17 protein-coding genes are annotated in these 19,178 nt (G+C 64.1%); 7 read left to right on the top strand and 10 right to left on the bottom strand.

Translation table 11 applies throughout. The features are described from left to right. A complete protein-coding gene (locus tag AC1RUR_RS33875; protein ID WP_492852188.1) occupies positions 1–678 on the top strand; it encodes a GntR family transcriptional regulator in 678 nt (225 codons plus the stop codon). 6 nt (positions 679–684) lie between these two features. On the opposite strand, the gene AC1RUR_RS33870 is transcribed toward AC1RUR_RS33875, so the two are convergent. Continuing rightward, positions 685–849, bottom strand: a complete 165-nt coding sequence (locus AC1RUR_RS33870) for a hypothetical protein (RefSeq protein WP_492852186.1) — start codon at positions 847–849, stop codon at positions 685–687. Between the two features lie 190 nt (positions 850–1,039). Continuing rightward, a complete protein-coding gene (locus AC1RUR_RS33865) occupies positions 1,040–1,327 on the bottom strand; it encodes a hypothetical protein (protein ID WP_492852184.1) in 288 nt (95 codons plus the stop codon). A 194-nt stretch (positions 1,328–1,521) separates the two neighbouring features. Here AC1RUR_RS33865 and AC1RUR_RS33860 point away from each other — a divergent pair, with 194 nt between their 5' ends. Then, entirely contained in the window at positions 1,522–3,543 is a 2,022-nt protein-coding gene (locus tag AC1RUR_RS33860; RefSeq protein WP_492852359.1) for a YgiQ family radical SAM protein, read from the top strand. A gap of 15 nt (positions 3,544–3,558) precedes the next feature. On the opposite strand, the gene AC1RUR_RS33855 is transcribed toward AC1RUR_RS33860, so the two are convergent. After that, positions 3,559–3,852: an antibiotic biosynthesis monooxygenase family protein gene (locus tag AC1RUR_RS33855; RefSeq protein WP_492852182.1), complete on the bottom strand. Its 294-nt coding sequence runs from the start codon at positions 3,850–3,852 to the stop codon at positions 3,559–3,561. Positions 3,853–4,233: 381 nt separating this feature from the next. Further along, positions 4,234–4,488, bottom strand: a complete 255-nt coding sequence (locus AC1RUR_RS33850) for a type II toxin-antitoxin system Phd/YefM family antitoxin (RefSeq protein WP_492852180.1) — start codon at positions 4,486–4,488, stop codon at positions 4,234–4,236. 111 nt (positions 4,489–4,599) lie between these two features. On the opposite strand from AC1RUR_RS33850, the gene AC1RUR_RS33845 reads away from it, so the two are divergent. Then, on the top strand, positions 4,600–5,622 hold the full coding sequence (locus tag AC1RUR_RS33845; protein ID WP_492852178.1) for an LLM class flavin-dependent oxidoreductase: 1,023 nt from the start codon (positions 4,600–4,602) through the stop codon (positions 5,620–5,622). 271 nt (positions 5,623–5,893) lie between these two features. Then, complete coding sequence (locus AC1RUR_RS33840; protein ID WP_492852176.1) at positions 5,894–6,175, top strand: helix-turn-helix domain-containing protein; 282 nt, start codon at positions 5,894–5,896, stop codon at positions 6,173–6,175. Positions 6,176–6,193: 18 nt separating this feature from the next. Here the strand turns inward: AC1RUR_RS33840 and AC1RUR_RS33835 are convergent, their stop codons facing one another. Further along, positions 6,194–6,790 carry a TetR/AcrR family transcriptional regulator gene (locus tag AC1RUR_RS33835; RefSeq protein ID WP_492852174.1) on the bottom strand — a complete coding sequence of 199 codons (597 nt, stop codon included), beginning with the start codon at positions 6,788–6,790 and terminating at the stop codon, positions 6,194–6,196. Between the two features lie 86 nt (positions 6,791–6,876). On the opposite strand from AC1RUR_RS33835, the gene AC1RUR_RS33830 reads away from it, so the two are divergent. Next, on the top strand, positions 6,877–8,187 hold the full coding sequence (locus tag AC1RUR_RS33830; protein ID WP_492852172.1) for an MFS transporter: 1,311 nt from the start codon (positions 6,877–6,879) through the stop codon (positions 8,185–8,187). A gap of 50 nt (positions 8,188–8,237) precedes the next feature. On the opposite strand, the gene AC1RUR_RS33825 is transcribed toward AC1RUR_RS33830, so the two are convergent. The 4 genes from AC1RUR_RS33825 to AC1RUR_RS33810 form a co-directional block, all read right to left on the bottom strand. Next, entirely contained in the window at positions 8,238–10,268 is a 2,031-nt protein-coding gene (locus AC1RUR_RS33825; RefSeq protein ID WP_492852170.1) for a methyl-accepting chemotaxis protein, read from the bottom strand. 306 nt (positions 10,269–10,574) lie between these two features. Next, complete coding sequence (locus tag AC1RUR_RS33820) at positions 10,575–11,618, bottom strand: zinc-binding dehydrogenase (protein WP_492852168.1); 1,044 nt, start codon at positions 11,616–11,618, stop codon at positions 10,575–10,577. A gap of 13 nt (positions 11,619–11,631) precedes the next feature. Beyond that, positions 11,632–12,318 carry a class I SAM-dependent methyltransferase gene (locus AC1RUR_RS33815; protein ID WP_492852166.1) on the bottom strand — a complete coding sequence of 229 codons (687 nt, stop codon included), beginning with the start codon at positions 12,316–12,318 and terminating at the stop codon, positions 11,632–11,634. A gap of 127 nt (positions 12,319–12,445) precedes the next feature. Continuing rightward, positions 12,446–13,102 carry a glutathione S-transferase gene (locus AC1RUR_RS33810; RefSeq protein ID WP_492852164.1) on the bottom strand — a complete coding sequence of 219 codons (657 nt, stop codon included), beginning with the start codon at positions 13,100–13,102 and terminating at the stop codon, positions 12,446–12,448. Between the two features lie 114 nt (positions 13,103–13,216). On the opposite strand from AC1RUR_RS33810, the gene AC1RUR_RS33805 reads away from it, so the two are divergent. Together AC1RUR_RS33805 and AC1RUR_RS33800 are read left to right on the top strand one after the other, a co-directional pair. Then, the gene (locus AC1RUR_RS33805; protein WP_492852162.1) at positions 13,217–13,780 is read left to right on the top strand and encodes a TetR/AcrR family transcriptional regulator; all 564 of its coding nucleotides are present in this window, start codon (positions 13,217–13,219) and stop codon (positions 13,778–13,780) included. Positions 13,781–13,984: 204 nt separating this feature from the next. Next, complete coding sequence (locus AC1RUR_RS33800) at positions 13,985–16,279, top strand: MHYT domain-containing protein (protein WP_492852160.1); 2,295 nt, start codon at positions 13,985–13,987, stop codon at positions 16,277–16,279. Positions 16,280–16,411: 132 nt separating this feature from the next. On the opposite strand, the gene AC1RUR_RS33795 is transcribed toward AC1RUR_RS33800, so the two are convergent. Continuing rightward, positions 16,412–19,117, bottom strand: coding sequence for an ATP-binding protein (locus tag AC1RUR_RS33795; RefSeq protein ID WP_492852158.1), 2,706 nt, complete (start codon positions 19,115–19,117; stop codon positions 16,412–16,414). Positions 19,118–19,178 lie beyond the last annotated feature (61 nt).

Here is a 19,178-nt window from a genome sequence, read left to right as displayed (position 1 = left end):
ATGCGATCGCTGAAGCTCGATACGCCGAAATCGCTGTCGCAGCGGGTGATGCAGCGGCTGCGCCAGGCGATCATCGACGGCGAATTCGCGCTCGGCGCTGCGATCTCCGAGGAGATGGTGGCGAATTCCTTCGGCGTCAGCCGCACGCCGGTGCGCGAGGCGATGGGCCAGTTGCAGGCGCAGGGCCTCGTGGTGATCCGCCCGCAGGTCGGCAGCTTTGTCTTCACGCCGAGCGACGAGGACATCACTGCGCTCTGCACTTTCAGGATCGCGCTGGAGCCCAAGGCCGCCGGGCTCGCGTTCGATCACGATCGCAACGGTGCGGTCGCGGCCATGACCGACGCGATCGCGGCGATGGAGCCCGCGGTCGAGGCGAGGGACAACATCGCCTATGGCCGGGCCGATGCCGCCTTCCACGAGGCGCTGTTCACCCATTGCGGCAACCGCTACCTCGTCGAAGCCTACCAGCTCGCAGCCAGCCGCGTCGCGGCGCTGCGCACCAATTTGACCTCGCCGATCGACGTGCGCACCCGCACGTCATTCGACGAGCACCGCGCACTGCTCGATCTGTTCGCGCGCGGCGAGCATGCCGCGTTCGAAGCGCTGATGACCACGCACATCACCAATTCGGGCGTGGTCTACGCCCGAGCCTTGAAAGTCGAGGCGAAGGTGGGCTGAGCTCTTCTACCGCCCGTCGTTCGGACCCGGCCTGTCCAGGAAGTCCAGCGCGGTGTTGACCTGCTCGAGCTGCTGCTCGATCCTGTCGCGGTCCTCGACGGCTTGCGCCTTCTCGAGCTCCTCCACGAGTTTCTGCTTCCGCGCCAGCAGGTTCTCTATGACCGTACTCACAAGTCCCCCATCACCCCGAAGCGAGCGTCAAGGCAAAAATCCGGTTGCGGGCACTGGCGCCGGGATCGTCCGAGCCGCGCGAGCAGAGCGCGCGCCGGTGCCTAGATCAGAATGTTCGCGGGCGAGGTTGGTTCCTTCAAATGAACCACGGCGCGGGGCCGATGGAACTATTGGCGCAGGCTGACCGCCGTCAGAAATTTCCTTGCCCATGAAGCAATCGCAGATCCGATGCCGGCCGCGGTGAGAGCCCGGACGACGGCTCGCTGAAGAGCATGCGCGGCGCGCGCGGTGTTTCGGGGGCTGAGGCGATGCTCGTGAGCGACACCGACACAACAGGGGCGCGGGTGACGGAGACCGAGAACACCGCCAGCAGCGCGCAAAGCATGCAGAGCCTCATCCGCACCGTCCTGCGATCAGTGATCGGCAGAAGCAGGAAAAACAACATCGCCAGGATCAGCAGCGCATCGAACAGAAACATGGATCTCTCCCTTGCAACGGATGGGAGGATGACGCGGCGCGTATCGGCCCGTATGTGGATCGTGTCACAGTCCGGCGACGCAGCCCCGCGCGCGATTGGCGCTGCCGAATTGCGCGCCACGCGGGAACCGGAATCGGAGGGGACAGCCCATCGATCGGTTGTATTCGCGGCCCCGGAGTCCTATGCGTATGCGCATGGACACCCAGATCATCATCGCCGAAAAGCCCCTGATGGCCCAGGCGCGCCCGCGCAAGCCGGCGCCGTTCCTCCCCATGAGCCGCGTCGAGATGGACGCGCTCGGCTGGGATGCCTGCGACATCGTGCTGGTGACCGGGGACGCCTATGTCGACCATCCGAGCTTCGGCATGGCGATCATCGGCCGGCTGCTGGAGGCGCAAGGTTTTCGGGTCGGCATCATCGCGCAGCCGGACTGGCACTCGGCCGAGCCCTTCAAGGCGCTCGGCAAGCCAAGGGTGTTCTTCGGCGTCACCGGCGGCAACATGGACTCCATGGTGAACCGCTACACCGCGGACCGCCGCATCCGCAGCGACGATGCCTATACGGCGGGCGGCGAAGGCGGCAAGCGGCCGGACCGCTGCACCATCGTCTATGCCCAGCGCTGCCGCGAGGCGTTCAAGGACGTGCCGGTCGTGCTCGGCGGCATCGAGGCCTCGCTGCGCCGGATCGCGCATTACGACTACTGGTCCGACAAGGTGCGCCGCTCGGTGCTGGCCGACGCCAAGGCGGACCTCTTGCTCTACGGCAATGCCGAGCGTGCCGTCGTCGAGGTCGCACAGCGCCTGGCCGCCGGCGAGACGCCGCGCGAGCTCGACGACATCAGGGGCGTCGCGCTGTTCCGCCGCGTGCCGGAGGACTATTCGGAGCTGCACGCCGACGACCTCGATTCCGCCGATGAAGGCGCTTCGCGGACGAAGGGCCTGACCGTGATCCGGCTGCCGGCGCTCGAGCAGGTCGAGCAGGACAAGGAAGCCTATGCCCGCGCGTCACGCGTGCTGCACCGGGAGAGCAATCCCGGCAATGCGCGGCCGCTGGTGCAGCGTCATGGCGACCGCGATCTCTGGCTCAACCCGCCGCCGATCCCGCTGACCAGCGACGAGATGGACGCGGTCTACGACCTGCCTTACGCGCGCGCCCCGCATCCGTCCTATGGCGACGCGAAGATTCCCGCCTGGGACATGATCAAGTTCTCGGTGACGATCATGCGCGGCTGTTTCGGCGGCTGCACCTTCTGCTCGATCACCGAGCATGAAGGCCGCATCATCCAGAACCGCTCGGAAGGCTCGATCCTGCGCGAGATCGAAAAGATCCGCGACAAGACGCCGGGCTTCACCGGCGTGATCTCCGACATCGGCGGCCCCACCGCCAACATGTACCGGATGGCGTGCAAGGACCCGAAGGTCGAGGCGGCGTGCCGGCGGCCATCCTGCGTCTTCCCGGAGATCTGCCCGAACCTCAACACCTCGCATGACGATCTGATCCGGCTCTATCGCAAGGTGCGCGAGACCAAGGGCATCAAGAAGGTGATGGTCGCCTCCGGCGTGCGCTACGACCTTGCGGTCGAGAGCCCCGAATACATCAAGGAGCTCGTCACCCATCACGTCGGCGGCTATCTGAAGATCGCGCCCGAACATACCGAGCGCGGCCCGCTCGACAAGATGATGAAGCCCGGCATCGGCGCCTACAACCAGTTCAAGCGGATGTTCGATGCCGCGGCCGAGCAGGCCGGCAAGAAATATTACCTGATCCCCTATTTCATCGCGGCGCATCCGGGCACGACCGACGAGGACATGATGAACCTCGCGCTCTGGCTCAAGAAGAACCGCTACCGCGCCGACCAGGTGCAGACGTTCCTGCCCTCGCCGATGGCGACGGCCACCGCGATGTACCACACCGGCGTCAATCCCTTGCGCGGCGTGCGCCGCGGCGGCAGCGACAAGGTCGAGGCGATCAAGGGCCTGCGCCAGCGCCGCCTGCACAAGGCCTTCCTGCGCTACCACGATCCCGACAATTGGCCGGTGCTGCGCGAGGCGCTGAAGGCGATGGGCCGCGCCGACCTGATCGGCTCCCGCCCCGACCAGCTCGTCCCCGCGCACCAGCCGCCCGGCACCGGCAAGGCCGCCGGCACACGGCGACCCGTGCGCCCCGGCGACAAGACGCAGCGGTTCACGACCAAGGGCCTGCGGGTGATGAAGTAGCGGGCCGCCCGCCTCCTAGAGATCGAGCACCACCGTCCCCGACACGGCGTCCGTCACGCCGCGTCCGCCACCCTGGTCCTCGAGCACCGAGCGGAAACCATCGAGTGTCTTGATCATCGCGGGCCGCGCCGCGACCATCGCGTCCTGGCTGGACCAGGTGCCGATCAGGCAGAACGTCTGCTCGCCGGTCTTGATGATGACGCCGTGCTCCAGGCCCGGCCATTTGGCCTTGCCGTTGCGGTGCGCGTCGAGGAAGGCGGCTTCCTCACCCGGCTTCACCTTGAACCTGACCACGTTATAAACCTGCATGGTGCGCCTCCTGAAAATGAACGGATGAAAACGGGCACCGCGCCACAGGACGAAAAATCCATACGGTCGCCCTGACCGAATGTGCCCCTCGCGCGCGGGGCCGTCACCGTGACAAATCATCATGGCGACCAGGGTCCGTTGGTGCCCGCCACAACAAGAATGTCGAAAACAACCCCATGCACAGTAGCCGGGGATAGCGAAATCAAAGACTTAAAGCGCAACGCGCTCGGGATCGGCCGTCATCGCCTTCAGCTCATCGTTCCAACGTGACATTTCCGAAAAACCGCAATTTCGCTTGACCCGTCGGGCAAAACAGGGGCATGATGGCATCGTCGGGCGTATGGGACGAGCAAGCCCCGGCGCTACTCCGTATCGATATCCTCAAGCTTCACGCCGCGGCCCGCGCAGGCTGCTTCGTGCCTGTTCAACGCGTTGCAGGAAACGAGGATCGTACTCCAATCGGTAGTCGGAACAGTCGTACTCCGATTCAGATCCAATTAGCTCGCCGGCCGGCTTGCCGTGACGCGTGATGACGATCTCCTGCGTCTCGGCCTCACGAAGGTAGCGAGACAAATCGTCCTTGATCTCGGAGAGCGGGACCTCTTTCACTCCGGATTTCCGAACTGTGCGAGCCATGATCTGGCCTCAGGTGGTGTCGAGGGCACTATGGCCAATTGTAAACCCGAACTTCCAGCTCGCCCAAATGTCAGAAGACTAATCTCGCCAGATCCTCCATAGATACCGCCCATGAAAAAAATCGGATTCCTGTCCTTCGGCCACTGGACGCCCTCGCCGCAATCGCAGACCCGCTCGGCGAGCGACACGCTGCTGCAATCGATCGAGCTTGCCGTTGCGGCGGAACAACTCGGCGCGGACGGCGCCTATTTCCGTGTGCATCATTTCGCGCGGCAGCTTGCCTCGCCCTTTCCGCTGCTGGCGGCCGTCGGCGCCAGGACCAGCACAATCGAGATCGGCACAGCCGTGATCGACATGCGCTACGAGAACCCGCTCTACATGGTGGAGGATGCCGGCAGCGCCGATCTCATCGCCGGCGGGCGGCTCCAGCTCGGCATCAGCCGCGGCTCGCCGGAGCAGGTGATCGACGGCTGGCGCTATTTTGGCTACCAGCCGGCCGAGGGCCAGAGCGACGCCGACATGGGCCGGCGCCATGCCGAGGTGTTTCTCGACCTCCTGCGCGGCGAGGGTTTTGCAAAACCCAATCCGCAGCCGATGTTTCCGAATCCGCCGGGGCTGCTGCGCCTCGAGCCGCATGCGCAGGGCTTGCGCGAACGGATCTGGTGGGGCGCAGGCTCGAACGCGACCGCCGTGTGGGCGGCGAAGCACGGCATGAATTTGCAGAGCTCGACGCTGAAGAACGACGAGACCGGCGAAGCCTTTCACGTGCAGCAGGCCGCCCAGATCCGCAGCTATCGCGCCGCATGGAAGGAAGCCGGCCACGCCCGCGAGCCCCGTGTGTCGGTCAGCCGCAGCATTTTTGCGCTGATGAATGATCGCGACCGCGCCTATTTCGGCGGCGAGCGCGGTGGCGAAGACCAGATCGGCTTCATCGATCCGCAAACGCGCGCGATCTTCGGCCGCTCCTATGCCGCCGAGCCCGATGTGCTGATCGAGCAGCTGCGGCAGGACGAGGCGATCGCGGAGGCGGATACGCTGCTGCTGACGATCCCGAACCAGCTCGGCGTCGCCTATTGTGCGCATGCGATCGAGGCGATCTTGACCCACGTCGCGCCGGCGCTGGGGTGGCGGTGAGACGACACTGCTGTACGTGTTCCGCCTGTCGTCGGCGAGAGGCAAATCAGCAAAAACGGCGCGCCGCAGCCGACGAAGGCTGTTCAACGGAACTTGCGCGATCGGCCGAAGAGTCGTCGTCGTACGCGCGTTCAGAACGAAGACGCAAGAGACTCCACGCGCCGAAATCGAGCTCGCGTTACGGAGAGCCAATGAGATCACATGACGATCCCGTTCGAACAGCCGGCTGATCTTGTCGTGGGGCGATTGTGCCCAATTGAAAGGAAGTTACATGACAATCCCGTTCGAGAAGCTCAAGGCTCGCCTTCTGGCCAACCCAAAGGTCAAGGCCGAGTATGACGCGCTCGCTCCGGAATTCGAGATCGCCGCTGAGCTGCTCAGGGCACGCTTGCGGGCTGGTTTCTCGCAGTCCGAATTGGCTGCCCGAATGGGCACCAGCCAGTGGACGATTGCCCGACTCGAGAGCGGGCAAACGCTGCCGAGCACGAAGACACTCTTGCGTTACGCCGAAGCGACCGGCAGCAAGTTCCGCGTGCGGTTATCGGCGGCCTGATCTGCTATCCAGCCACTCTCACCCCGCCTTCACACCCGCATCAATCAACATCTGCGCCGCCGCAAGCGCCGACTGCGCCGGGCCGTCTTCCGATTGCTGGCCGGTGACGTAGATGCCTTCGATCAGCAGCAAGAGCGCATCGCCGAGCACGGCCGGCTGGCGCGCGCCCATGGCGGCGGCGAGTTCGCGCAGGCGCTTGCGAAAGACTTTCTTGTGGGCTTCGGCGACCTGGCGGGCCGGATTGTCGCGCGAGGGATATTCCACCGCGGCGTTGCTGAGGCCGCAGCCGCGATAGCCCTTGCGCACGGCGCGCGACGATAGCTCGCCGATATAGGCGAGCACATGGTCGCGGGCGTTGGCGTAGGATTTGCCGCCGGGGCGCTCGAAATTCTCCCAGAAGCTCAGATCGTAGTCGCGCAAATAGGCGGCGGCGAGATCGTCCTTGGAGGCGAAGCTGCGATAGAGGCTGGGCTTGGTCACGCCGGCCCGGTCCACCACCTCGTCGACGCCGACGGCGCGGATGCCCTCGCGGTAGAACAGCTCGCTGGCGGAGGCGCGGATCCGGTCGGCGGCCCGGAGCGGCGGATCCGCCGGCGCTTCGACTTTCTTCTTCATCGGTTTCGCTGCCTTCCAGATGGGCTTGACAATGTTACTGACCGGTACGTACGAATGCCGCATCGCAATACGTACCGGTAAGTAACATGCCCCCTTCCTCCGTTCAACCTGCCTCCGTTCAATCCGCCGCCGTCTCAAGGCGGCCGTTCGGTCCGAACTACGCCTTCGTGGTCGTCGCCGTGATTTTCCTGGCGCTGCTCGCCGCCGCCGGCCTGCGCGCGACGCCGGGCGTGCTGATGCTGCCGCTGCAAAAGGCCTTCGGCTGGGACGTCAGCGTGATCTCGTCGTCGGCAGCGGTCGGCATCTTCCTCTATGGCCTCGCCGGTCCCTTCGCCGCCGCCGTGATGCAGCGCTTCGGCATCCGCCGAACGGTGCTGGCTGCGCTGGCGCTGATGTCGGCATCGACGGCTGCGAGCTATTTCATGACCGCGCCATGGCAATTGTTCCTGACCTGGGGGCTGCTCTCCGGGATCGGCTCGGGCGCGGTCGCCAACGTGCTCGGCGCCACCATCGTCAACCGCTGGTTCACCAGCAATCGCGGTCTCGTCATGGGACTTTTGACCGCGAGCACCGCCACCGGCACGCTCATCTTCATGCCGGGCCTTGCCGCGCTGGTCGAATGGGGCGGCTGGAGGCCGGTGGTGCTGACGGTGGCCGCCTGCTGCGCGGCGCTGATTCCGCTGGTGTACGTTCTGGTGCCGGAGCGGCCCGCCTCGATCGGCCTGCGCTCCTACGGCAGCCCGCATGAGGATCAGCCGGCGGCGCAGGCGCAGGGCAATCCGTTCGTCGCGGCGATCAGCAACCTCGTCCGCGCGGCGAAGACGCCGACCTTCTGGTTCCTGTTCGCGACCTTCTTCATCTGCGGCTTCACCACCAACGGCCTCGTCGGCACTCACCTGATCGCGTTCTGCGGCGACCACGGCATCTTCGAGGTGCAGGCCGCGGGCCTGCTCGCATTGATGGGGTTCTTCGACCTGTTCGGGACCACGCTGTCGGGCTGGCTCACCGACCGTTTCGATCCGCGCAAGCTGCTGTTCTTCTATTACGGCCTGCGCGGGCTCTCGCTGATCTACCTGCCCTACTCCGACTTCTCCCTGGTCAGCCTGACGGTGTTCGCAGCGTTCTACGGGCTCGACTGGATCGCGACCGTGCCGCCGACCGTGCGCATCGCCAACGAGACGTTCGGCGACAAGAACGCGCCGCTGATCTTCGGCTGGGTGGTCGCCGGCCATCAGTTAGGGGCGGCCAGCGCCACTGTCTTCGCCGGCTTCATGCGCTCGGCGCAGGGGGATTATCTGCAGGCCTTCATGATCGCGGGCGCAACCGGCGTCGTTGCGGCCGTGCTGTCGCTGATGATCGGCCGGCGGCCGGTGCAGCCGGCGCTCGCCACGGCGTGAAGGTTTACGCGGATGATCCGAGGTGCTTCGGCACCTCGGGCTGCGCCCCCTCAGGCCGCCCGGACCGAGTCCAGGAATTTGCCGACTTCGAGCTTGAGCCGATTGCTGTCGCCGGACAGCGACCGCGCCGCAGACAGCACCTGCGAACAGGCCGAGCCGGTTTCGGAAGCGCCACGCTGCACGTCGGTGATGTTGGCGGAAACCTGCTGGGTGCCGTGCGAAGCCTGCTGCACGTTGCGGGAGATTTCCTGGGTCGCCGCGCCCTGCTCCTCCACCGCGGAAGCGATCGTCGATGAGATCTCCGACAGCTTTTCGATGGTTCTGCTGATGTCCTGAATGGCTCCGACCGATTCTTGCGTCGCGGTCTGAATGCCCGCGATCTGCTGGCCGATTTCGCCGGTGGCTTTCGCGGTCTGCTCGGCGAGCGCCTTCACTTCCGACGCCACGACCGCGAAGCCGCGGCCGGCCTCGCCGGCACGCGCCGCCTCGATGGTGGCGTTCAGCGCCAGCAGATTGGTCTGGCCCGCGATCGTATTGATCAGCTCGACGACGTCCCCGATGCGGCCTGCCGCCTTCGACAGCTCGCTGACCCGCTCGTTGGTGATGCGGGCCTGGCCGACCGCATCGGTGGCCATTCGCGCCGATTGCTGCACCTGGCGGCTGATCTCGGTGACGGATGACGCCATTTCCTCGGTAGCGGCGGCGACCGACTGCACATTCGTGGACGCTTCCCCGGACGCGGCGGCGACCATCGTGGTGAGGCCCTGTGCACGCTCGGCGGTCGAGCTCAGCGTCGAGGCGGAAGCTTCCAGTCTGGTCGCTGCCGACGACACGGTTTCGACGATCTCGCCCACGGCGGTTTCGAAGGTGTCGGCGAGCTTGATCATGTCGGCCTTGCGCTGCCCCACGGCGCGCTTGTCCTGATCCGCCTTGGCATCGGCTTCATCCCGCGCTCTCCGTTCGGCATTCTCGCGGATGACGACGACCGTCTTGGCGACATCGCCGACTTCGTCGCCGCGATTTGCGCCGGGGATTTCGATCGTCAACTCGCCGCCCGCCATCTTGCCGAGTGCGCCACTCAGGCGAGTCAGGGGCCTTGAAACGCCGACGAAGGTAAAGATCACCGAACCGATGAGCGACAGCATCATGATGATGGCCATGACGAAACTCAGACGGTTCGCCTGGCCGAGCTCGGCCGCGGCCTGCGCCTTGGCTTCTCCGGCGCCCTTTTCGGCGACGTCGACTGCCGTTCGCATCAACTCCAGGATCTGGTTCGCAACCGGCAGTGCCTTGACCTCGACGAGCTGTTTCTTGCCGGCTTCCGCCTGAATCGCCTCGTGAGTCGCTGCGGAAAATTTCTTCACGATGGTCGCGAGCGAACCGATGGTGGCGAGAAGTCCCGCGTCGCTGACGATGCTCCTGGCACTGTCCAGCGTGTCATCCAGTCCGCCGGTACGATTGTCGATCACGTTCTTCTGGCTCTCGTCGCCGGTTGCGATCAATTGCCAGGTCGCCGAACGAACCGAATTGAACATTGAATCGGCTTCGTTCAGAACCTTTTCGACGTCGGTCCGGTTTGCCGCGCGTATCAGCGCCGACGACAGCAGCAGGTCTTCAAACGTCTTGGTCCACTCGGCGGAGCGGTCGTTCCGCCTCTTGGTGATCTCGAAGATCCTGAGCTGGGTCTTTCCGATGTCCGCGGCCTGGTTGTCGTATTCGGCGGCAAGGGATCTGATTTTCTGCAGCCGGTCCTTGTCGGGCGGATTGGCGACATTGCCGATCGCAACGTCGAGTTCCCTGCTCACGGCGGTAAAGGCGGCGTTGAGGTCGCCCAGACCCTTCTCCAGCTCCGACGGATTCTTCGACTGCCTGATATCGCGGACCGCCAGCTCCATGCCCCGCAAGCCAATGTTTGCTTGAAGGGTGTGATCGGCGATCGTCTGCTGCAGGCTGGCGCGGTGCTGGGCTGAATTGATGGTCGCCTCCGAGACCATCTGGTTGGCGACCATGGCTCCCGAAAGGAGAATGCCGAACAGGCCTACGGCGCCAAGTTTGTAACCAATGCGATTGAGCTTGAGCATGTTGGCGAACTGTCCCCATTCTGAATGACAGACGTTTTCGGGTGAGCGGACCAAGCCCCACGAGCCGCAATCAGGCGGCGGGAAGCTTAATCGGCCGGCATTATTTTATGGTTAATTCGGCTTCCGTAGACTGACGGGCCAGAACGCCGGCGCAGGACAACCGTTCGTCCGCGGGCGACCACGGCATCCTCGAGGTGCAGGCCGCGCGCCACGACGTGATCGCACGCGAGAGGCTCCGATGCGTTGACGCATTCTGCGATGGCGCGACTTGAGGTCGCGATTGACTTCAGCCGGAAGCCGCAGCGCTCAGCTGATGTTGAGCAGGATCCGCCCCGACTCGCCGCTGCGCATCAAATCCAGCGCCTCGTTGATGTCATCGAGCGCGAACTGGTGGGTCACGATCCCGCGGTAACTGACCTTGCCGGCCTCGTCGAGGCGAACGAGGCGCGGGATATCGCGCGCCGGTTGGCATTGCCCGCCTTCCGAGCCCTTCAGCACCTTATCGAAGTGCAGCGGCAGCGTGTAGATCTCGACCTTCTCGCGGGGAACACCGACAAGGATGCAGCGGCCCTTCTTGGCGGTGACCTCGTAGGCGAGCTCGATCAAGTTCCTGACGCCGGTGGTCTCGACCACCTTGTCGGGTCCGTCGGCCCCCGTGATGGACCGAACCGCGGCGGCGACATCCTTCACCGCCTCGGAGTTGATGGTGTGGGTGGCGCCGAACTGCCTCGCCATCTCCAGCTTGTTGTCGAGACGGTCGATCGCAATGACCGGATGGGCGCCGACCATGGCAGCGAACTGCACGATGTTCAGCCCGACGCCGCCGACGCCGAACACGACGACGGCTTCGCCGATGGCGATCTGTGCATCGTTGTTGACGACGCCGAGCGCGGTCGTCACTGCGCAGCCGAGCAGCGGCGCGCTCGTGCGATCGATCGAAGAGGGAACGGGCGTGACGCGATTTTCTGACACCACGGCATATTCGTTGAAGGTGGTGACCCAGCCCGCGTTGAGACGCCTGCCGCGCCAGGAATAGACCGGCGTATTGGACTGGACGCCCTTGCCCGGCCGCCAATGCATGACGACGGTGTCGCCCCGCTTGCAGGAGACGACGCCGGGGCCGGTCTCGACGATGGTCGCCAGCGCTTCGTGCCCCAGAAGGTGCGGCAGGAACTTGTCGACGCCCTTGACGGCGTCGATCTCGTTGATCTGTGCGCCGCAGATGCTCGACGTGTGCACGTGCGCAAGCACCTGGCCGTGCTCGAGCCTGTCAGGCAAGGCAAACTCGTCGACGATCAGCGGCTTGCCCGATTCGACGAGAATCGCCGCCTTGGCGGTCTTGATATCCATGAGCCGCGCCCGGTCACTCGAAATAGATGAATTCGTAATCGCCGGTGTAACCAAGCTTTCCGTACAGCCAGATCCATTCGGAGGTGTGCAGAATGGACTCCGCCGTCAGCGCCCAGCATTCGAGGTTGTGCAGTTCGGCAACGGTCCGGTAGCCCTCGACCATGACGTATTTGTTCTTGCCGACCCGCTCGATCTCCTTGAGCGCGGCATCGAGCTCATAGAGCCTGAGATTGTGCAGGGTGCCGAGCGAGATGACGAGGTCGAAGCTGCCGTCGCCATAGGGATAGACGTCCTGGGCGCGATAATTGAACAGATACGGCCTCACCTGCTCATGCGAATTCGCCAGACCGTGCTTGGAGATATCGAAGCCCGTGACCTTCAGGCCCGGCAGGATCTTCTGCATCTCGTACAGCAGGAAGCCCTTGCCGCAGCCGACGTCGAGCACGCTGGACTCATTCGTCAGGCCATAGGTCTCGATCAGCGCCTTGGCGACCGGCGCCCAGCGCCCCTCGATGAAGCGGTAGCCGCCATAGCCGAAGCGGCGGTCGCCATCCCAGTAATCGGCCTCGTATTCCCGCGCCTTCAGCGAGCAGCCGATCTTGTCGTCGTTCATGCGGCCCATGTAGTCGCGCTTGGTCGCAGTATGCAGCGGCGTCACGATATTCAGGAGTCGTCCCATTGAGCCCTCGGATTCCAGCACGCGAAGATCGCCTCGACCAGCCTGGGGAGCGCTGCGTCGTGAGCTACGACTCACTACCACTTGTGCTGAAGATGATCATTGTTTCAGATCAACCATCGTAGGGCGGGCCGGTGGCGCAGCGCCGATGTCACGCCGACGCTTTGGCCGGCTCCGACATCGTCACCCGGTTCCTGACGCTGGGTCGTTCCTGCATCCTGACGTACCAGGCGCGAAGGGCCTCGCACTCCGCGGGCACCGGCAGCTTCAGCAGCTCCGCAAAGATCAGGCCGCCGATGACCGCGATGTCGGCCATCGAGAAGGCCTCGCCGGCGACGAACGGTTGCTTCTTCAGAATGCCGTCGAAGTAGTGCATGCCCCTGAAGGCCTTGTCGCGCTGACGCAAGCCCCATTCGGCGTTCTGATAGATCTCGACCTCGGGCCCAAGCCCCGGCGTTGCGTGATGAAAGTACACACTGATCGCGTCGAGCAGCTCCAGCTCGGCGCGCTTGTTCATCATGTGGATCATGCCCTTTTCGCGCGGCGTCCTGCCGGTGAGCACGGGCGCGCCGTCGAGCGCGTCGAGATATTCGGTGATGGCGGTGCATTCGCTGATGAATGTGCCGTCCTCGAGCTCGAGCACCGGCAGCGTGCCTGAGTAGTTCTTGGCGAGGAACTCGGGTGTCTTGTGCTCGCCCTTCCACAGATTGACCGACACGAAGGTGATGCGCGGCCGCAGATTCTTCTCGGCAATGGCGATACGGACGCGGGCCGGGTAAGGGCCGGTGGCCCAGTCATGGATCTTCATCGCGGAACCTCTCTGTTTATCTACCTGCCACTTGGTAGATAACCATAACCTTCCAAATCGTGCAGTCAAAGCCTATCTGTCACTTGGTAGATAACGAAGCGGTGAGGCGCCGACATGAGTTCCAGCGCGCGGGAAGCCATCATGGCGGCCGCCAGACGCACCGCACAGGCGCACGGCTATGGCGGCCTGAACTTCCGCGATCTCGCCGCCGAGGTCGGTATCAAGGCCGCAAGCATCCACTATCATTTCCCGAGCAAGGCCGATCTCGGCGCCGCAGTCGCCAGACGCTATTGGGAAGACACCGCAGCGGCGCTCGACGCCATGCTGGTCGAAACCCCGGATCCCCGGCGCTGCCTGCACCGCTATCCCGAAATCTTTCGCAAGGCGCTCGAGAACGGCAACCGCATGTGCCTGTGCAGCTTCATGGCTGCCGAGCATGACGACCTGCCGGACGCGGTGAAGCGGGAGGTGCAGGCCTTTGCCGATGTGAATATCGCCTGGCTGGGCAAGGTCCTGTCCGCCGCGGCGCTGGCCGGCCCCGGGGAGAGCGAACCGCGCGCCCGCGCGATCTTCGCCGCCATCGCCGGCGCCCAGCTCCTTGCGCGGAGCCGCTCGGATCTCCCGCTCTACGACGCCTTGATCGACAGCTACCGCGCGGCCGGTCTGCTGCCGGCATGACGGACGGTTCCCGCGGGATCGCCCCGATGACCCCACGAGGGTGGCGGCAAGAGAGTGGCGGCAACGCACGATTGCGTGCACCATGACGGTCGATTCGAACTTCGTGGACGCCTGCGGCGCTCACTCTGGTGTCGCGGACGATTTCGGTGTCGGGGAGGACTTCATGCGTAAGCCCGAACGCAAGCTCGGCTAGCGTTGGCCGAAATGCATCATCATGCGGCGTTTCACGATCCCGTTCTGGTCGCGTTATCGATTCTGATCGCGGCCCTCGCCTCCTATACAGCGCTGGACCTGGCGACCCGCATGCGGGCTGCTTCAGGACGGGCACGTCGATCCTGGCTGGTCGCCGCGGCGATCGCCATGGGCGGCGGCATCTGGTCGATGCATTTCGTCGGCATGCTGGCCTTCAGCCTGCCTGGAATCGAGATCTCCTACGATCCAATCCTGACTCTGCTCTCCCTGGTCATTCCGATTGTCGTCGCCGCTGCCGCCTTTGCCGTCGTCGGACGACGCCCGCAGGCGCTGCTCGCATCCGGCTTCGCGATGGGACTTGGCATCTCCGGCATGCACTATACCGGCATGGCCGCGATGCGGATGGCGGCCCTCATCCAATATGATCCCCGCTGGGTCGTGGTCTCGATCCTGATCGCGATCACCGCCTCGATCGTGGCGCTCTGGCTCGCCTTTCGCAACACCAACGCGGTCCAGCGGCTGTTCGCGGGCCTGGTGATGGGCCTCGCGGTCTCGGGCATGCACTATTCCGCGATGGAAGGCGCCATGTTCCTGCCGACGGGCATCATGGCCCGGCAGGCGGGACATCCCGGCGTCGGTCAGGCGCCGCTGGCGTTCCTGCTCGCCGGCATCACCATCATGATCCTGAGCATCGGGATCGCGGCTGCCGTCTATGACCGGGCATCGGCGGAGCGCGCCCAACGCGAGACCGACGTCCTGAGGCGCAGCGAAGAACGCTTTCGGCTGCTCGTCGAGGGTATCGTCGACCACGCGATCTTCATGCTCGATCCGGACGGGCGCGTGGGCAACTGGAATCTCGGCGCGCGCCGGCTGATGGGCCATGGCGACGACATCGTCGGGACGAGCTACGCCATTTTTCACACCGAGGAAGATTGTGCGGCCGGAGCACCCGCGCGCGCGCTCGTCGAAGCCGAGCGGGACGGGAAGTCCGCCATCGAAGGCTGGCGGGTGCGCAAGGACGGCAGCCGCTTCTGGGCGGAGGCGACGATCGTCGCGGTCCGCAACGACAGCGGCGCCATCGCCGGCTTTGCCAACATCGTGCGCGACGTCAGCGAACGGCGACGGGCGCAGGAAGCACTGGATCGCGCGCGCGAAGCGCTGATGATGTCGCAGAAGATGGAGACCATCGGCCAGCTCACCGGCGGCGTCGCCCACGACTTCAACAACCTGCTCGCAGCCGTTCTCGGCAGCCTCGAGCTTCTGAAGAAGCGACTGCCGACGGACGATCCGAAAATCCAGCGCCTGGTGGAGAACGCGATGCAGGGCGCGGTGCGCGGCGCCTCCCTGACCCAGCGCATGCTCGCATTCGCGCGCAAGCAGGATCTGCGGCCGGCGGTCGTGGACGTCCGCGAGCTGGTGCGCGGCATGGCGTCATTGCTGAAATTCGAGGCCGGAATTGATGTCGAGACGCGCTTCCCGATGCATCTGCCGAAGGTGAAGGTCGACGCGAACCAGCTCGAACTGGCGATCCTCAACCTCGCGGTCAACGCGCGCGATGCAATGCCGGACGGCGGCCTGATCACCATCGCCGCGCGCGAGGAGCAGGGCGAAGGCGGGCTTTCGGGCAGCGGCTATGTTGCGCTCTCGGTGAGCGACACCGGCTGCGGCATGAGCGAGGAGATCCTCAGGCATGCCCAGGAACCGTTCTTCACGACCAAGGGCGTCGGCAAAGGCACCGGGCTCGGCCTGTCGATGGTCCACGGACTTGCCGAGCAGTCCGGCGGCAGGCTCGTCTTGAAGAGCCGTCCCGGAGAGGGCACGACCGCCGACATCTGGCTGCCGATCGCCGAGGAGACCGCGGTGCCAGACCTGCGCATGGCGGCTCCGGCCCCCGTCGCACGGGCCGGCCGGCAGCTGTCCGTGCTCGTCGTCGACGACGACCTGCTGGTGCTCGAGAACACGGCCGCGATGCTGGAGGATCTCGGGCACATCGTGGTCGAGGCGCGTTCGGGCGACGAGGCGCTGGCTTTGCTCCGCCGCACGCGCACCATCGACCTGGTCGTGACCGACTATGCCATGCCCGGCATGACCGGCCTGCAGCTTGCCAGCGCCATCGCCGCGGAGCGCCCCGAGACGGTCATTCTCCTCAGCACGGGATATGCGGACCTCGCCAGCGACGCGCGATCCAGCCTGCCGCGCCTGGCAAAACCGTTCGACCAGGCAGCACTTGCGAAGGCGATCGAGGCGGCGATGGGCGAGGGAGAGCCGACCGGATCCGTCGTCGCGTTCCGGCCGAAGAGCGCGTGAAGGAACCAAGAATGGTCCTTCAATGAAAAGATTTATCGCGCTTTATTACTGCTCTGATGGATGCTGGTCATGGATCGAGATTTATTTTACGGGAAGTGCGAGTTCCGCAATGCCCATTTCAAAGCCCATGGATCATGCTTGCGCTCGCCCGGACTGCTGGGACAACTCAATGTGCCGGCTGACACGATCGCGCAGCGCCATCAGCGCCTTACCACAGACGCGTTCGCGCTCGGCCGAATCCCGCGGAATCACGGCCGGAAGACACAGCTCTTCCCAGATGTCCGTCAGCGCGTCCCGCCTAGAGCTAGCTCCCGGCTCCACGGTGGCGAAGGCAACGACCGTCGATCCGAATCGTTTTGCCAACTGGCTGGCCAGCGACACTCGCACTCCTGTGCTTGCGTCCTCAACTCCCGCGTCATTGCTGCGCCAAGTAAACCCGTCAGCAATACCGACGACTCTGAATGCTTCGTCAACAATGCTCGTCAGTACATGGACTGAAGTCGCTGGAACTACCGCGCGAACAAAATCCCGCATGTGTCTGGTCGCGACCGACCCGCGTGATTCTGGGCCGAAGCCGCCATAGATTTCGAAATGCAAGGGTGCGAGCGCCTGACCCGTCTGCGGCAGATCCAATGAATTGGCCGCGCGCCCACTGAAAGCAACGACAGTGGCTATGCCGGAAGCCGCAATATTGGCCTCACGCCAGGGCAGTAGCCCATCTACAACTTCAATGTAGGGCGGAGCCTCGATCCAGCCATCGCCAGGCGACATACCATCAACGTGCTTCCACATCGGTGCACGAGGCACGACCAAACCCATCGGCGAAGCGGCGCAGGCAAGCAGCCACGCACAGTGATCAAGGAGAAAATCTCGCAGAAGTTGGTCGTGGTAAGGGGCGCGCCCTTCCAGCCGGTCGCGAGTAACAGCTAATGGCAACGTGGCACGACCGTCAAATACCATTACGTCTGCACATTCAAAGGTGCACGGTCCGCCAGTCGAAAATCTCCTCATGAATATCGTTTCTTGTGTGTCCTCGACGAGCAGACCGTTACACCACATCCGTTGGTGTGCGCCCTTCGTTGCCGGACGCCAGTACACACGCTCAAGCCCCTCGAAGGACAGTTGGCACCACTCCCGCCTCGCCAGATCTTCCTCCGACACTGAGACCAATGACGTGAGTGCATTGCCATCAACGACGCGCATAACTCGTGGGGATTGGAGCGCGAACCAATCCCATTTAGCGTGCGCATCCTTTCTTGCCAGAGCGTTGTACACGCTCGCTGGCACCGGGATTCGGATTGACGTGCCGATCGGCGCGGGCACTCGCTGCAGCTCGATCGGTGTGTCCGACAGATGGGCAACAAACTTCGTGCCCATACCGTCGAGTTCAGTCACATGGCGCGACGTCACGTGCACTTCACTGCCTAGGAGGTAAGCTGCGAGCGTTCCGATCCCGAAGCGGCCGGAGCGGAGCATCTGAGCCTGTCTTTGGGCAGGGAAGCGCTGAAGCCAATCAGCGTCCTGGCGCAGGGACGCACCGACCCGAAGAAAATAGTCTCTGATCGTTTCTGGCGTCATGCCAACGCCGCTGTCGACGATCTCAAGCCACCCGTGGCTCTGAGCATCGCCCGGAGAGATCAAGTTTATGAGAACGTCGTAATGCCATTCTCCCAATTTAGATTCGGTAGCCCCTTCGTCCGTTTCAGGCCAATGTTCGCGCTCGCGCACCGCATCGAGCGCATTCTGCAGCAACTCGCGCACGCCAACCTCAGGTTTGTCACCGTATAAGGGTGAGGTCAGCAGTCGAATCAGTTCGCTGGAAGCCGTTCGCAGTCGCGCTAGTTGCGGCACAAAAGGAAGCGTTTTGTCGAAGCGCGCTCGTGCAGGATGCGCGAGTGGTGTGGAAGCCGTACGAAGTTTCAACCCAAAACGACCGTCTCCATACACATCGCCAAGAACAGCCCAACACTCGTCAAGCCGCGACTGGAACGCGCGCGTCCATGCGAGGACTTCTTGATAAACAAATGCAGACGCCGGATGGGCATCGATGTGAAGCACCCGTGAATCAGTCAGGCGATCATGCCTCAGTTCGGTTAGGGAGCGAAGCGTCGATTCGTCGCCAGCGTCCGGAGCGAACTCGGCCGGCTTTGGACGAAGTACATCGCCCGAAACCGAGGCGAATCGATCGAGATGCATCGCGCAGCGCAGGCCGGCGGCAAGCAATGCGGGCTTCGCGCCTTCAACCTCACGTGGAATGGAGCTATTCCCTGAAAACGCAACGAGGAGCTCGCGCAGCGTCCCTTCGTCCGCACGAGCAAGAAGTGGCGCAAGCGACCCCAGGCGGCCCGGTAGTCGCTCGGAAAGTACACGCGGAAGCTTGAATGCGCGGGGCGGGAGCAATGCCGCCTCAAGAGCGAGTCGACCTTGATATTCCGATACAAACCGACGCAACAGAGGTAACACCGAGGTATTGACCGCCACAGGCTCTTCCAGAGCCAAGTCCAGCAGCGCACTCCGCTCGAGTTCGGCGGTGCCGCTATACTCGTAACGGCTGCGCTGTACGAAGTTCTGCCACAGCCGTTGGACTGGCAGGTCGTCCGTGAGCACGATCGGGGGCAAAGCCGAGCGACAGAGCAATTCCTGCAGTGCCGCGAGAGGCATGTAGAGCACGCGCTCGCGCATTACGACTGCGACAATGAGCGTGAAGATGTCTTGCTCTGACAATTGCGACCGCGATACCTCGTCCAGAACCCACTCCGTCAGGTTGAGCAGGCGCCCAACATGGCTTGATCCATGAGCGCGGTCTCTGATCATCAGGAACTGGGCGGATTCAATCACTCGTCGCAACACCCTGTGTATCGCTCACTCGTAGCAATTGGTCGAGAGTTTCCGCCGGTGT

Source organism: Bradyrhizobium sp. GW821-FHT12B03 (genome assembly GCF_058807535.1).
This window is presented reverse-complemented; position numbering and strand designations above follow the sequence as displayed.